We start from the raw sequence: 15,059 nt of genomic DNA on the forward strand, positions 1-15,059 counted from the left end.
TTACATGGAAAGATAAAGATACATTTATTTTGTTACCATGCTCTGCTTTAAGGTTCTAACGTAAATGGCTTCGTATTGTGGTACCACCTTACCAATACCAAACTTTGCGGCTTCCTTGGCAGCATTTACCTTAAATGTATTAAGGCGTTCATCATCACTTAAAATATAGATGGCATTTTTTGACATGTCCTCCACGTCATTCACATTGCTTAAAAAGCCAGAAACACCTTCAATATTCACTTCAGGAATTCCGCCAGTGTTACTGGAAATGACGGGCACACCTAGCGCCATTGCTTCTAAGGCGGCTAAACCAAAGCTTTCTGTCTGGGAAGGCAGTAAAAACAAATCGCTAAAACATAGTATTTTGTCAATTTCATTACTATTACCAAAAAACACTACTTTATTTTCAATGCCCAGTTTTTCACAAAGACGTTCAGCCTCTATTTTCTCAGGCCCCTCACCTACCATCAATAGTTTTGCAGGCATTTGCTTTTGAATGTTATCAAACACCTTAATGACATCAGGAATCTGTTTTACCTTGCGAAAATTACTGATGTGCGTAATAATTCTTTCGTTGTCCTTAGCAATAACATGTCTTTGACAATCTGTTATTTGTGTTGTATGCCGACTAAAATCTATAAAGTTAGGCACAACGTCAATCTCTCTTTTAATATCAAATAAACGTAAGGTATCGTCTTTCAAACTTTGAGACACAGACGTAACAGCATCTGAATTGTTGATACTAAAGGCCACAGCGGGTTTATAAAACGGATGGCTCCCTACTAAGGTTATATCTGTACCGTGTAGTGTAGTCACAATAGGAACGTAAATCCCTTCTTCCTCCAGCATTTTCTTTGCCATATAGGCTGCATAGGCATGTGGTATGGCATAATGTACGTGCAGTATTTCAATGCCGTGGAGTTTAACCATATCTACCAACTTACTAGATAACGCCAATTCATAAGGCTGGTACAAAAATAAGGGGTATTCCGGAACTGTTACTTCGTGATAATGGACATTGGTGCCCAACAAGTCCAATCTTACGGGTTGGCTATAAGTGATAAAATGAATCTCATGACCACGTTTTGATAAGGCGAGACCCAATTCTGTTGCTACCACGCCACTGCCTCCAAAGGTTGGATAACATACAATTCCTATTTTCATTATTTATACTTTATCTGATAAGTGCCAAGGTGCACTTAAGGGTTTGGAGTAAAGTTAGATATTTTTAAATTAAAAACTTTTAACTTCACGAATCTGTTGCTATAATAATCTTTTGCTTACAGTGTCTACTTTAGACCTAATCTATAATGGCTTCATAAATTAAACGTTGAATTTCCGTTCTGATACCTTCCTTTATTAAGGTATTATTAGTTGCTGACGGATAGGTTCTGTTTGACAAAAACACATATACAATATCCTGGTCTGGGTCTGCCCATGCGTATGTTCCTGTAAATCCGGAATGGCCAAAACTTGATAAGGACACGCAACCACATGTAGGACCGGCAGTACCTAGTTGGGGTTTATCAAACCCGATACCACGCCTAACGCCAGTTTCACAATAATAGCACGTGTTAAATTTATCTATCGTATCAGATTTTAAGTAGCGTTTACCACCGTAAAATCCTTTTTGAAGGTACATTTGCATAATTTTGGCTACATCATTACTATTACTGAAAATACCAGCATGACCGCCAACACCGTTCTGCATGGCAGCACCCATGTCATGCACATAGCCTTGGATGGTTTGATATCTGTAATAATCATCTTCTTCAGTGGGCACCAACTGACTGTTGCTAAATTTTGAGGCCGGATTATACGTGGTATGATTTGCTCCTAAAGATTGATAAAAGTGCTCTTGAACCAAATCATCCAAGCCTTTGTCATAATGACGTTCAATATATTTTTTTAATATAAAATATGGAAAATCACTATATCGGTAACGCAAACTTGGTAACAAATCAGTATCCCTAATAATTTTTTGTAGCGTGTCTGGATAATCATGTCTTAAATACATCTCATCAGCTACTTTCACGTTAAACATTGGACTCGATACTCGCCTGTAGTATTTTGGGTCTGGCTTTTTGGAGGCGTCTAAGGTAGCGGTGTAGAATGGGATCCATGGCTTAAGTCGGGCGTAATGCGAGAGCATTTGTTTAATGGTAATATTCTTTTTATTCGATTCTCTATATTCCGGTAATATTTGAGACAATTTGGTTTCTGTTGATACCAACCCTTTTTCTTCCAGTTCCATTAATAGTGGTAAGGTAGCCAATATTTTTGTCAAGGAAGCAACATCATACATATCGTCTAATTCTACTGGTTCCTTACCATTGTAAGTGTGTTTTCCAAAAGCTTTGTTGTAAATAACTTTTCCTCTTCGTGCCACTAAAAGTTGTAAACCAGGTGCTGCCTTATGAGCAATGGTCAGGTTTGCCATAGAGTCTAATTTCTTTAATTTTTCAGAGCTCATACCTACAGATTCCGGCAAACCATAACTCAAATTCTGTAAACTATTATATGTATACCCTGTACCAACTTTAAAGTTCTCTCCTGCAGATACAGGTAAGGTACCAATTGCCGGAATGGCACCAAAAATGAGTTGCGCTGATTTACGCATAGAAATTTCGCTATTTTGATAGCTCATTACGATACCTTCAATATTTTCAACAGAATGCAGGTCGGATAGCGCATATGGGCGAGCAAAAACATTTAAAACCACATTATTTGTTCGTGCAATTTCATAGAGCCAAGTCATCTCTCTTTCTGAAAATTGGTAAGGCTTCCACGGATTGACATTTGATTTGTGAAATCCTACAATTACTGTATTGTAATTTTGAAGCTTAGCCAATAAGGCATCCAACTTATCAGCTTTAATTTCATGAACTTTGGTATATTTCCTTAATTCATCTAAATATGCCGAATTATCAATGGCATCACCCATTTCTACATAAGCAATCTTCTTAGTCTCCAAATGTCTTAAAGGCAGAATTTGCTTTTTATTGCGCACCACAGTAATGGCGCTTTCCATCAATTTTTCGTAAAGTAGATCATCCTTTAAACGGTTAAGGTCTTGCACAAGATTGTTTGTACCTATTGGAACATACTTATGAAGGCCCACCTTGTATTTAGCCATTAAAATCTTTTTGACGGAATGTGCCAGTCGTTCTTCTGTAAACTCATTGGCCTCATAAGCTGCCACCATCTTTTCTATAGCTAAAGGAATATTTTCAGAAATTAAGAGTACGTCATTTCCAGCCATAAAGGCAGCCAAATCAATATCTCCAGGTTTACTGAAATTTGCCACGCCTTTCATTTCCAAAGCATCGGTAAAAATTAAGCCTTCAAATTGCAACCGTTCTTTTAATAAATCAGTTATGATGCGTTTAGACAAAGATGAAGGTGTCCCAACATTAGGTTCTAAACTCGGTACATTCAAGTGGGCAACCATTACACTGGACAGTCCTTCTTTAATAAGTTTTTTATAAGGATAGAGTTCAATGGAATCAATTCGTGTTGCATCAAAATTTATTGTGGGTAGTGTCTTATGGCTATCGGTATCCGTATCGCCATGCCCAGGAAAATGTTTGGCATTGGCCAATACTCCCGCACTTTGGATGCCTTTCATAAATGCTAATGATTTTGCCGTGACATTATCTCTGTCTTCGCCAAAAGAGCGATTCCCGATGATTGGATTTTTGGGATTGGTATTGATATCTACATCTGGAGCGAAATTAAAATGCACCCCAATCCGTTTGCAATGCTCACCAAGCTGCCGGCCCATTTGCTCCACGAGCGTGTTGTCAGTAATGGCACCAAGGGTCATGTTATAAGGAAAGGCATAGGTTGAGTCCAAGCGCATGCTCAGCCCCCACTCAGCATCCATACCAATCAATAACGGCACTTTAGAAATGGCTTGATATCGGTTGTTTAATTTGGCTTGCTTTACGGGTCCGCCGGTAGAATAAATAAGTCCACCAATGTGGTATTCGTTTATAAGTTTGGCTACTTCAGCTTCATTAGATTTATTGTTGTTTGACAATGCGCGTGCCATAAATAATTGGCCGATACGTTCTTGAAGGCTCATGCTATCATAAATGTCATTCACCCATTTTTGTTGGGCGGAGGCATCAGTTGTTACCAATGGGTTTTTAGAGTTCTGGGCAGAAATTTTATATATAAAACAAGATAAAATGAGGAAAACAATTAATCGCATATAAATTTGGGTCTTTAAAGCTAAATATTGAGGGTTAAAACCGTGGTAAAATACCACTTTTCATGGAGGTGCATAAAATTTTAAGATAGTTTTATAACGTGCGTCGCTATGATATAGTACGGATGTCGTAATACTTTTAAAACTGAATTAAGGCATCCAATGTTTTTGTAGTTTAAAAATCACATTTTATGCCAAACTGAAGGTGGTTTTTTTATTTCAAAAATCGACTATGCCAACTTTCGCTCGCAGGCACTTCCCAATTTTCATTAAATTCTGCAATATTGTTGACTAAATTATTAAAGACAATGGTGTTTTTTGAAACCGCTTTATCTTTAGCCATTTTCTTAAAATCAATGAGCGTTTTGTAAGCTATAAAATCACCTTGTTTATAGGAGACATTCATTTTATCCATAAGATCAACGTTGTACTCCTTTTCCAATTGTTGTATAAAATGGACTGAGGCGTCAATACTGCACCCTGTAGCTTTATTTAGATTTTGATTTAAGGCGATAACAATAAATCTTTTGTACTTAATGGTATAACCAGATTCTAAATCGCTGCCATGTGCAGTCCAATTAGAAATAAACATATCTAATTTAGATTCCAATTCAACAATTTCTTCATCGGTAAATGAGCGATTGGCTTGATAAATCCAAACTCGGGATTCTTCTGGTAAGGTATTAAAATCAACTAGCATAAATATTCTTTTTCTGATGCAAAAATACGGTTTTACATCCAATTTCTGTCTTGAGATTCGATCTTATATAAGAGAAAATCTAATATAGACCGGGCATGTACTTCTGAAATATATGGAATACTTACTGATTGTGATGCTGTAGCAATATGTAATGAAGCAATATGGCGATGTTTTTGAAAAATGCTTTGTTTAATGGCAACCGACTGAATTTTATGCACTTCATTAATATGTTTGACCCGGTCCATAAAACCACTGTTTATGGTAATATATTCTTCAGTAATTTGAAAGCTTGCCTTTTTGTATGAGAAATGTACAAATAACGCGATCCAAATTATTATCGGAACATTAACCAACCAAAAATAATTACCAAAAATAAAGAATGCAGGAATATTTAGTATAATCCCAATAGGTACTGACCTTAATAAGAGCACACGTTTGTATAATATTTCTGGTTTGAATATTTCACCTCTATCATCATACTTAGGATAGAAATTACGGATTAGATGTGTTAATTGATGTTTTTCTAAAGCAACAATCACAGAGTTTTTTTGCTGTTTTTTATTAATCATAGCCTGCTTAATAGACAAGGTATGCAGCCCGAGATAACTCTTCAACCGGTTGGTCTTAACCACTAAGTTTTGAATTCTTACCGAGGTTAAAATCAGTGAAACTTTATTGAACAGTCCTTTATTTATTTCAATGGTGTCAGCATTTTCAATAACTTCCAAATTGTAATTAGAAATGAATGTTTGAATAACTGAAAATAGCATGGAACCTAAAATAGCAAGAATTACTATAAATATGTTGGCTATTAAAATATTGATAATGCTACCAGATTGCAAATTGACAGATGCTTTTAATTGCTCTGTAACATGAAATTGTTGTAGATATTTCTCAAATTCATTATAAAGTCCAACAACAAATGAGAATATAATTAGGAAGCTTTTAATATGATTTTTTGAAATACCTTCTAGCAACAATCGCCTACCGGAAACTCTAAAATAAACGATAGGTGCTGAATGCTTTTTGTCAACACTAAATTGCTCCAATTGCTTATTGCTAAACAATTGGTTTTTGAGACTGAGCGCAGTATCGCGGTCTAGAGCATGGATCTCAATTTCAGTGTCATCATCGCCTGCAGTTTCTATGGTTAATGAAACCACGTTTATAAGTTGTTGTATAAAATTCTGTTTAATATAAACATTTTGAATTTTGTTTATAGGGAGAATTGTTGTGTCCTTGTTGAGAATTCCTGTAGCTAAATGGAATTCGTCATTATCTAAGTAAAATTTAAAATTGAGATATTTAAGTATGGCAATCGCCAACAGCATTATAAAAACACCTATGATGGCCAGTGTCATGTTGGTTGGATTTAAAAACGCAAAGGATTCGTTCTTGGACAACGACAGGCCTAAGGCTAAAATCAATACAAAAGACCTTGCAAAAAATTTATAGGTATTCAGGGCAAATATGACAAGAATCCCTTTAGGAGATTGGCGTGCAGATTGCGAAAAATCATGCTGTTCCATTGACTTTCTTACTTAAGAACTCATTGATTTTTTCAGCTTCATTCAGGTTAAGGCCTTCAATGTTCAAATCAATCCCTGATTCTCCAGCAGTAAAAATATTCAATGTGGCCAATTTAAATTTTCTGGCCAGCCAACTTCGAGAAATTTCGATGTGCTGAATACGTGAGATCGGAACGGCCGCAATTGTATTTGTCAATAAACCCTCAGTATAAATGACGTCCTGCTCCCTAATGGCGTATTTTCTAGTTTTAAATGCCAGAATGGTATAGGCAATAGTGATAAACGCCAGGAGACCCACAGCGGAGGTCAGGTACCAGAACAAGCTCTGAAACAGCCCTGTATTGACCATTTGTTTAGCAATAAAAAGACCTATTATGATTAGAAAAAAAATGGCACATCTATTTAAAATTAAGATGTTGAGATATTGCCTAGAAACTGATTTAAATTCTATAACATCAATAGAAGGCAAAATATTTAAGTCAATTTGCTGGTTGCTAAACATTGATGCGTGGTTTCTAATATAAGTAAGATTTACTTTTTGAGTTGTTTTTTGAAATTTCTGTAGCTCAAAAATCCGTAGACCAACACCGCAAACGGGAAATAGAATGCTAAGCGTTCCCAACGAATTCCACGGCCTAAAATATAATCAAAAATCAAGACGACAACGCAAAACAGCGTGCCACCTACAAATGCTGCAATAACGACTCTTTTCTTGCTGACTTTTGGCATCTTAGAGATCTTGGGCGTTGGCTATCAACTCAGCAATATCCATGACTTCAATTTCAGATTCTTTATCTTTAGCTTTGACACCATCCGTCATCATGGTGTTACAAAATGGGCAGCCGGCTGCAATAATTTGAGGTTTAACATCAATAGCTTGTTCTGTACGCGCAATATTAACTTCTTTATTGCCCGGTTCAGCCTCCTTAAACATTTGAGCGCCACCTGCACCACAACATAAGCCACGAGATTTGCAACTTTTCATTTCTACCAGCTCAGCATCCAATTTTCTGATCAAATCTCTTGGTGCCTCATATACATCATTAGCACGACCCAAGTAGCAAGGGTCATGAAAAGTAATACGTTTTCCTTTAAATTGGCCGCCTTCAACGGTTAAGCGCCCTTCATCCAAAAGGGATTTCAAAAATTGTGTATGGTGCATCACTTGGTAATTTCCACCAAGTCCAGGATATTCATTTTTAATGGTGTTAAAACAATGTGGACAGGCCGTTACAATTTTTTTAATTTCATACGCATTGAGCACTTCAATATTGGTAACAGCTTGCATTTGGAAAAGAAATTCATTGCCCGCACGTTTGGCAGGATCACCCGTACAGCTTTCTTCAGTTCCTAACACAGCAAAATCCACATTAGCTTTGTTTAATAATCTCACAAAGGCTTTGGTTACTTTCTTGGCTCTATCATCAAAACTCCCCATACAACCCACCCAAAAGAGGACCTCTGGTTGCTTCCCTTCTGCCATATATTCCGCCATTGTAGGCACCTTCAATGTAGTATTACTCATAATGTCATATTTTATTCTAAAATCTTCTGCATGCGCAGGTTTAAGCTCTAATCATGATGTCCATCATCAAAAACCTTGATAGTTACATTCTTGTCTACAAGCTCAGTAAACTTGCCTTTGTATTGTGTTGCTTTAACTAAATGGTTATCTATCCAATGGTAATTTCCACCACGTGGTTTTCCCATTAGTAAGGTATGGTATTTAAAGCCATGTTTTTTTAACCAAGTTTCAGTATGGTTACGGTGCTCTTCCATACGCGATGTAAAGAAACAAATCATATGGCCTTCGTCATACCATTTATTACAAGTTTTAAGGGCGTCAGGATACACTTCTGCGGTAAGCATACGTTCTGGTTCTTCATTTGGGATATCATCACAAATGGTTCCATCGATATCAATTAAATAATTCTTGACACCTTCTGGGAGTACAGGGCTTACTTTCTCTCCTTTTTCTACTTTGTCGTGTAAAAATTTGTCTGCTTCTTCTCTTTCCATAATTATACACCCAATACTTGGGGTTTTTATTAATTAAACGCTTGATTAAAATATTTTCAAGCTTAAAACTAATATTATTTCAGCACAAAGTTCGTTATAGCACAATTATTATCCGCTTTTTCAATTATACTCAATAATCGTAATGCTCTACTGTTATTTGTTTAAATTATAAGATGTAAATTAACAAATCTTGAATATTGAACTTAGACCATTATTCATTTTTCCAGTTCAGTCTATCCATTTGATTATAAGGCCATGGTGCACCGTTGTTTTCAACATTGGTCATCATATTGTTCAGTTCCATAGGTGCTGCAGACTGCTCCATTACTAAATAACGACGCATCTCCATAATAATAGACAGTGGGTCAATACTTACAGGACAAGCCTCAACACAAGCATTACAAGTGGTACATGCCCATAATTCTTCTCTAGTAATATAATCATCTAATAATTGTTTGCCATCTTCTTTAAATGTGCCACCGTTGGCGTCTATATTCTTACCCACCTCTTCTAGACGATCTCTAGTGTCCATCATGATTTTACGAGGCGATAATTTTTTGCCTGTTTGGTTGGCAGGACATTCACTGGTACAGCGTCCACATTCCGTACATGTATAGGCATTGAGCAATTGCACCCAGTTGAGATCTTGAACATCACTAGCGCCAAATTTTGCAGGCGCTTCAGCACTTTCCGGTTGCGCCGCAAAAGGATCTATACTTGGGTCCATCATCATCTTAACCTCATTGGTTACAGATTCCAAATTATCCAACTCGCCTTTTGGTTTTACTTTACCGTAATAGGTATTTGGAAATGCTAATAAAATATGTAAATGTTTAGAGAAATAAAGGTAATTTAAAAAACCTAGGATCCCCAAAATATGTAACCACCATGCGCTACGCTCAATGATATGAATGGTGCCATCTGAAAGGCCGCTAAACCAAGGTGCAATAAATTGACTGATGACATTGCCATTATTCATTTCCTGAAACTTCAGATCGGTGGCATTCATAACCAAGAACAACAACATGAGCACCATCTCAATATAAAGAATGTAATTGGCGTCATTTTTAGGCCAACTGGTCATTTCATTAGCCCAAAAACGTTTAATTTTTACGACATTACGTCGAATCCAAAAAATAATTACGGAGACCAAAACTAAAAATGCGAGCACCTCAAAAGCGCCGATAAGAACACCGTATAATGGACCAATTCCTGAAAAAATACGATGTGTGCCGGCCAAACCATCAATGATGATTTCTAGGACTTCAATATTGATAATAATAAATCCGACATAGACAATAATATGCAAAAAGCCAGCAATAGGACGTTTGACCATCTTACTCTGACCGAGTGCAATCATTGCCATGTTTTTCCAGCGTTGCGAGGTGTTATCACTCACATCTACATCATGGCCTAATTTAATGTTGCGGATTAATTTTTTTACATTTTTGGCAAAATAACCAATGCCAACAATCAATGCGACTGCAAAAAGGATATTTGGAATGTAATTCATTGTTAGGTTGGTTAGTTGTGTTCTAATTCTACATGAATATCGTCAGGTTGCGATTTTTCATCTTCAATAATATTACCCTCAGCATCAAAACGCTTCGGCTTCTTTCCAAAAACAGAAAAATGCACATAACGTTTTGGGTTTAATTTAAAGTCTTGCAATAATTGTTCGAGCTGTAATGATGCGCCTTCAAGGTTAACATATAACTGATCATCATTAAGCATTTTTCCCAAGGAACCTTTTCCATCTTTAACACTAGCCAATAAATTATTGACTTCTTGCAATGTATTATCTAGATTTTCAAAGGTTTTAGAGATTTCCACTTGCTTAAATTCTGTTGTAATTTCCGCAAGGTTTCCTGATAAGGTATCAAAATTACTAATTGCTGATGTTAAAGAAGCATCGTTTTTAACCACCAATCTATTCATTGCATTAGAAACTTCTCTAAACGAAATAATTGTTCTATTTAATTCAGCAATTGCAGCCTTTAAACCATCTTCATTTTCATTAATAATTAAGGTATTAAAATTAGTCATTAATGAATCAGCAGTCTTTAAGGTAACCCCTAAATTACTACTAATTCCAGAAAAGTTTTTGGTTAGGCTTGTAATTAGACCTTCTTCAATTTCGGACTCTAGAAAATCGCCGTCTTTTGCAAGTTCTTTTCCAGGCATTGGTACGATAGCTAACGCGTTCCCCCCCATTAATCCCGTTTCATACATGCGGATTTTACTGTTTGTAGAAAACTTCACATCTTCAGTAACCACAAATGTGACAATGGTTTTGCCCGTGTTGTCATCATAGGTTATTTCTTCTATTTTGCCAATTGTATTACCTTTTATAGTAACTAAGGAAGCCGTACTTAGCGCATTATAATCAAATTGCGTTTGGTAGCGATTGTGTTTCTTAAGGATATTGATACCCTTTAGGTAGTTGATCGTAAAAACCATTAGGAGAATTCCACAGATTACGAGTATCGCTGTTTTAACTTCTCTTGTTATTTTCAAAGTCTTTGAGGTTTAGTTGCACAAAATTAGGTATAAATTTATTAAGAATCTTTTTAATTTGCGGCAGATTTTAGAACAGATGAAAGGTCTACACGCTTCCCATTTTGATAGGCAACGATAAATGAAGATGGATAGCCTTTAGTTTTAGCAACTTCAGCGAGTCTTTTAATTTCATTATAATCAGATGTATACCCGTAGAAATACTTAAATAGATTCCCTTCTTTCTCTCGGGATAACTCCTGCAATCCTTTAAAATTATACGGTTTCGGTTCAATTTTGTTAGAGCTTGCCGCTAACTGCACTTTAAATACAATATTTGCATAAATTTGGGTTGCTGAATCATCAGATTTAACCTCTTGATCAACGGCTTGGGTAATACTTTCAATATCAGTGACATCTTTATAAACATTCTCTCCAACGTTTCTATTCAAAATCATTTTATAATCCATAATGCCTTTGTAAATAGATAACGCCATTTCATTTTGCCCTTTAGTTGAATTGAGGTAAGCACCTTCAGGCTTGTAAGTTAGAAATCCAGTCTCTACCAAAATACTGGGCATATAGGTATTGTGCAATACCCAAAAACCAGCCTGTTTTACACCACGGTCTGTACGTTTTAAATTGTTCGTAAAATTATCTTGTACCAGTCGTGCTAGCTGGGTGCTCTGATCTAAATAATCCTCTTGCATTAAAGTCAATCCAATAAACGATTCTGGAGCATTGGGATCGAAACCGTCATAATGTGATTTATAATCTTCCTCCAGAAATATAACTTCATTCTCCTTTTTGGCAACTTCAAAGTTACGTTGATTGGCATGGAGCCCCAGAACGAAAGTTTCCGTGCCATGAGCACTAGAATTATGGGCATTACAGTGTACAGACACAAATAAGTCAGCATCAGCATCATTGGCTATTTTAGCGCGGCCTCTTAAGGGTACGAAAACATCTGTTTTACGCGTATAAATCACTTTTATGTTAGGGTGCTTTTCTAAGGCCTTACCAACGGTAAGGACGATATTGAGTGCAATATCTTTTTCTTGATAACCGTTACCGGTATTTCCGGGATCATTACCGCCATGGCCAGCATCCAAAACAACCACAAATTTGCCCTTGTTTTTTTGAAAGGCATGTACAGTAGATGTGAAACTTATGACTATAAATATATGTAATACGAAAATGTAATGTAGGTGCGTTCTCATAAAGGTTTAAACGAATAAAAATCTCGGTTTATTTTAATTTTAAATTTTAAATGAATAATAATTAATCACAAAAAAATATATGTAATTTTGACTTTTCAAAAACCGAGCCATACTTTTACAAAAATACACTTAAAAGCATTGCATACAAATAGCTTTCATATTCTTTTTTTTCTGAGTTTTACAGTGTTTATTAACACTTTGGGGATGGCTCAAGAGCTCCCTAAAAAACAAACACCAATACTTCCAAAAACAGAACAAGAAGCTATGAAAGTTACTATTGACGCTGACTCTATATTGAAACCAGTCGTCAATATCCAAGAAACCGACTCTACTCAGCAAGACACACTCCCCAAGAAGAAAGAATTCCTCACAGATGTGGTTAACTATAAAGCTTTGGGTTATGTGTCTCTCAATCAAAAGTTTAAGCAAACCACTTTATATGACCAGGCGGAAGTGAATTACCAAGATATGTCTATTAAATCTGGTATCATTGTAATTGACCATAATAAAAATTTGGTTTACGCCGGGCGTTTAAAAGATTCAGCTGGAGTGTATTCGCAAGCACCAACTTTTAAGCAAGGGGCTAATTTGGTAGAACCAGATTCGATCATTTTCAATACTGAGACCAAAAAAGCTCTGATTTTCAATTCGAGAACAGAGCAAAGTGGTGGCTACATAATTGCGGATATCACAAAAAAAGAAAACGATTCGGTTTATTTTATAAATCGCGGAAAATTTACAACTTCTGAGAATAGAGAAGATCCGGAGTTTTATTTTTTAATGCGTAAAGCCAAAATTGTTCCGGACAAAAAAGTAGTTACGGGGTTGACCAATATGTACATTTACAATGTGCCAACACCCATTGGATTGCCTTTTGCCTATTTTCCATTAACAAAAAAACAGACCTCAGGTATACTCTTTCCAACATTTGGCCAAGACAGTCGACGCGGATACAACCTTCAAAATGGAGGCTACTATTTTGCGATTAGTGATTATGTAGATTTGGCAGCATATGCCGATTATTATACCAATGGTAGTTATGGCTTTCGTACCGAGAGCAACTATGCCATACGGTACAAGTTTAGAGGAAATTTTGGCTTTAGATATGAGAACCTCATAAACAGTGAACGGGGCTTTCCGGATTATTCAAAATCTTCTATTTATAATTTGAGATGGTCCCATTCTCAAGATTCCAAAGCCAATCCCAGTTCGCGTTTCTCGGCTTCTGTTAACCTAGGGAGCAGTAAGTATTACCAAGAATCTGTCAATCAGATTAACGCCTCCAATTTTTTAAATAACACTCTATCATCTTCAGTATCGTATTCAAAATCGTTTACGGGGGAACCACAGGTAAATATGAGTGTTACTGCCACCCATTCACAAAATACGCGAACCCAGCAAATAGACATGACCTTGCCTACGTTTCAAGGAAGTGTGAGTAGAATATTTCCGTTCGCCCCAAAGGTTGGCACCAAGAAAGGGATCATTGACAATATCAACTTTCAATACAACATCAACGCCCAGAATAGAATTAGTACTACTGATTCGCTATTCTTTAAAAAAGAAATGTTTGATGAGGCAAGAATGGGCGTGCAACAGACCATTCCACTATCAACCAATTTTAAGGTCTTCAAATATTTTAGTGTGAGTGCCAATACAAATTTTGAAGAAAATTGGACATTCAATACGGTTCGTAAATATTATGATGAAGAAGCCAACCAAATTTTAACTCAAGACTTGACCGGATTTGATAGCTTTAGAACCTACAATTTTAGCACTAGTATTGGAACTACAATATATGGCATGTTTAACCTTCAGAAAAAAGGAAAAGACACCAAGATTAAGGCCATAAGGCATATTATGAGGCCATCTATTAGCTACAACATCAATCCTTCATTTGATGAGTACTATGACACTTTTGATTACATTACCGCCAATGGCGATATTACAAGAGCGGAATACAGTAGGTTTGAAGAATCTCTTTACGGTGCCCCAAATAAAAACTTTTCGAGCTCTCTGGGCTTGAGTTTGGGAAATAATATTGAAGCAAAAGTAAGAGATCGGGACTCCACGAAAACAGAACCTAAAAAAATTATCCTGTTGAACAACCTTAACTTTTCTACCTCTTACAATTTTGCTGGAGATTCGTTACAATGGAGTCCGGTAAGAGTTTCTGGTGGCACTCAATTATTCAATAATAAGATGAGCGTTAATTTTGGAATGACATTAGATCCTTACGCACTTGACAATAACAATAGACGCATAGCAAAATTTAATATAGATAATGGAGGTAGCCCTTTTAGAATGACCTCAGCCAGTTTGAATTTGAGTTATAGTTTGAGCAGTGATACGTTTTCAGGCATAAAGGAACCTGATCAACGTGCCATAGATGAATCTGTGAGAAGTGGTGGCCGTGCCGATGACCTTTTTGGAAAACCACAAAATTTTGCTGATGACCGTTTGGGAGATGAAGAACCCGAAAAAGATACTGATGTGAAATCTGAATTTTATAACTTTACCATTCCATGGAGTTTACGTATTGCCTACGCAGTTAATTATTCCAATAGTGCGCGGCAGAATGAAATTTCATCCAATTCATTAATGTTCTCTGGTGATATTGATTTATCACCGCGATGGACGGTAGGTGTATCTTCAGGTTATGATTTCAAAAATCAGGGATTTACATATACCCAATTACGTTTTGAGCGGGATTTACTGAGTTGGCGAATGAACTTTAGCTGGATCCCCTTCAGCCAACGCAGTAGCTGGAACTTCTTTATTGGTATTAAATCGAGTTTATTGAAGGATATTAAATATGACAAACAAAGAGAACCTGACCAACGTTTGTAGTTGGCTTTCAACTCATTTAACGCATAACACTT

The 15,059-nt window shown here is 36.4% G+C and carries 12 protein-coding genes; 1 reads left to right on the forward strand and 11 read right to left on the reverse strand.

Annotated elements, in window-relative coordinates:
- Nucleotides 1–24 precede the first annotated feature (24 nt).
- The 11 genes from bshA to BXY82_RS10715 all read right to left on the reverse strand — a co-directional run bounded on the left by bshA (nucleotide 25) and on the right by BXY82_RS10715 (nucleotide 12,177).
- Entirely contained in the window at nucleotides 25–1,164 is a 1,140-nt protein-coding gene (bshA, locus tag BXY82_RS10665) for an N-acetyl-alpha-D-glucosaminyl L-malate synthase BshA (protein ID WP_133758180.1), read from the reverse strand.
- Between the two features lie 136 nt (nucleotides 1,165–1,300).
- Entirely contained in the window at nucleotides 1,301–4,216 is a 2,916-nt protein-coding gene (locus BXY82_RS10670) for a glycoside hydrolase family 3 N-terminal domain-containing protein (RefSeq protein ID WP_133758181.1), read from the reverse strand.
- Between the two features lie 211 nt (nucleotides 4,217–4,427).
- Nucleotides 4,428–4,913, reverse strand: coding sequence for an ABC transporter ATPase (locus tag BXY82_RS10675; RefSeq protein WP_133758182.1), 486 nt, complete (start codon nucleotides 4,911–4,913; stop codon nucleotides 4,428–4,430).
- Nucleotides 4,914–4,945: 32 nt separating this feature from the next.
- A complete protein-coding gene (locus tag BXY82_RS10680; RefSeq protein WP_133758183.1) occupies nucleotides 4,946–6,442 on the reverse strand; it encodes a PH domain-containing protein in 1,497 nt (498 codons plus the stop codon).
- Nucleotides 6,429–6,944, reverse strand: a complete 516-nt coding sequence (locus tag BXY82_RS10685) for a PH domain-containing protein (RefSeq protein WP_133758184.1) — start codon at nucleotides 6,942–6,944, stop codon at nucleotides 6,429–6,431. Before BXY82_RS10685 ends, BXY82_RS10680 begins: the two co-directional genes overlap by 14 nt.
- Before the next feature lie 29 nt (nucleotides 6,945–6,973).
- Complete coding sequence (locus BXY82_RS10690) at nucleotides 6,974–7,171, reverse strand: hypothetical protein (protein ID WP_133758185.1); 198 nt, start codon at nucleotides 7,169–7,171, stop codon at nucleotides 6,974–6,976.
- 1 nt (nucleotide 7,172) lies between these two features.
- Complete coding sequence (locus BXY82_RS10695) at nucleotides 7,173–7,967, reverse strand: (Fe-S)-binding protein (RefSeq protein ID WP_133758186.1); 795 nt, start codon at nucleotides 7,965–7,967, stop codon at nucleotides 7,173–7,175.
- Between the two features lie 47 nt (nucleotides 7,968–8,014).
- Complete coding sequence (locus tag BXY82_RS10700; RefSeq protein ID WP_133758187.1) at nucleotides 8,015–8,461, reverse strand: LNS2 domain-containing protein; 447 nt, start codon at nucleotides 8,459–8,461, stop codon at nucleotides 8,015–8,017.
- 211 nt (nucleotides 8,462–8,672) lie between these two features.
- Nucleotides 8,673–9,974 (reverse strand): (Fe-S)-binding protein, encoded by a 1,302-nt coding sequence (locus BXY82_RS10705; protein WP_133758188.1) that lies wholly within the window; start codon nucleotides 9,972–9,974, stop codon nucleotides 8,673–8,675.
- Between the two features lie 11 nt (nucleotides 9,975–9,985).
- Nucleotides 9,986–10,978, reverse strand: a complete 993-nt coding sequence (locus tag BXY82_RS10710) for an MlaD family protein (protein WP_243835780.1) — start codon at nucleotides 10,976–10,978, stop codon at nucleotides 9,986–9,988.
- A gap of 53 nt (nucleotides 10,979–11,031) precedes the next feature.
- Nucleotides 11,032–12,177: an N-acetylmuramoyl-L-alanine amidase family protein gene (locus BXY82_RS10715; RefSeq protein ID WP_133758189.1), complete on the reverse strand. Its 1,146-nt coding sequence runs from the start codon at nucleotides 12,175–12,177 to the stop codon at nucleotides 11,032–11,034.
- A gap of 87 nt (nucleotides 12,178–12,264) precedes the next feature.
- On the opposite strand from BXY82_RS10715, the gene BXY82_RS10720 reads away from it, so the two are divergent.
- Complete coding sequence (locus tag BXY82_RS10720; RefSeq protein ID WP_133758190.1) at nucleotides 12,265–15,027, forward strand: putative LPS assembly protein LptD; 2,763 nt, start codon at nucleotides 12,265–12,267, stop codon at nucleotides 15,025–15,027.
- The last annotated feature ends 32 nt before the right edge of the window (nucleotides 15,028–15,059 follow it).

Source organism: Gelidibacter sediminis (assembly GCF_004364975.1).
GTDB classification, from domain to species: Bacteria; Bacteroidota; Bacteroidia; order Flavobacteriales; family Flavobacteriaceae; genus Gelidibacter; species Gelidibacter sediminis.

Bases quoted from the DNA above. Each gene is read 5' to 3' on its own strand.
- bshA (WP_133758180.1), bottom strand. From the start codon at position 1,164: ATGAAAATAGGAATTGTATGTTATCCAACCTTTGGAGGCAGTGGCGTG.
- BXY82_RS10670 (WP_133758181.1), bottom strand. From the start codon at position 4,216: ATGCGATTAATTGTTTTCCTCATTTTATCTTGTTTTATATATAAAATT.
- BXY82_RS10675 (WP_133758182.1), bottom strand. From the start codon at position 4,913: ATGCTAGTTGATTTTAATACCTTACCAGAAGAATCCCGAGTTTGGATT.
- BXY82_RS10680 (WP_133758183.1), bottom strand. From the start codon at position 6,442: ATGGAACAGCATGATTTTTCGCAATCTGCACGCCAATCTCCTAAAGGG.
- BXY82_RS10685 (WP_133758184.1), bottom strand. From the start codon at position 6,944: ATGTTTAGCAACCAGCAAATTGACTTAAATATTTTGCCTTCTATTGAT.
- BXY82_RS10690 (WP_133758185.1), bottom strand. From the start codon at position 7,171: ATGCCAAAAGTCAGCAAGAAAAGAGTCGTTATTGCAGCATTTGTAGGT.
- BXY82_RS10695 (WP_133758186.1), bottom strand. From the start codon at position 7,967: ATGAGTAATACTACATTGAAGGTGCCTACAATGGCGGAATATATGGCA.
- BXY82_RS10700 (WP_133758187.1), bottom strand. From the start codon at position 8,461: ATGGAAAGAGAAGAAGCAGACAAATTTTTACACGACAAAGTAGAAAAA.
- BXY82_RS10705 (WP_133758188.1), bottom strand. From the start codon at position 9,974: ATGAATTACATTCCAAATATCCTTTTTGCAGTCGCATTGATTGTTGGC.
- BXY82_RS10715 (WP_133758189.1), bottom strand. From the start codon at position 12,177: ATGAGAACGCACCTACATTACATTTTCGTATTACATATATTTATAGTC.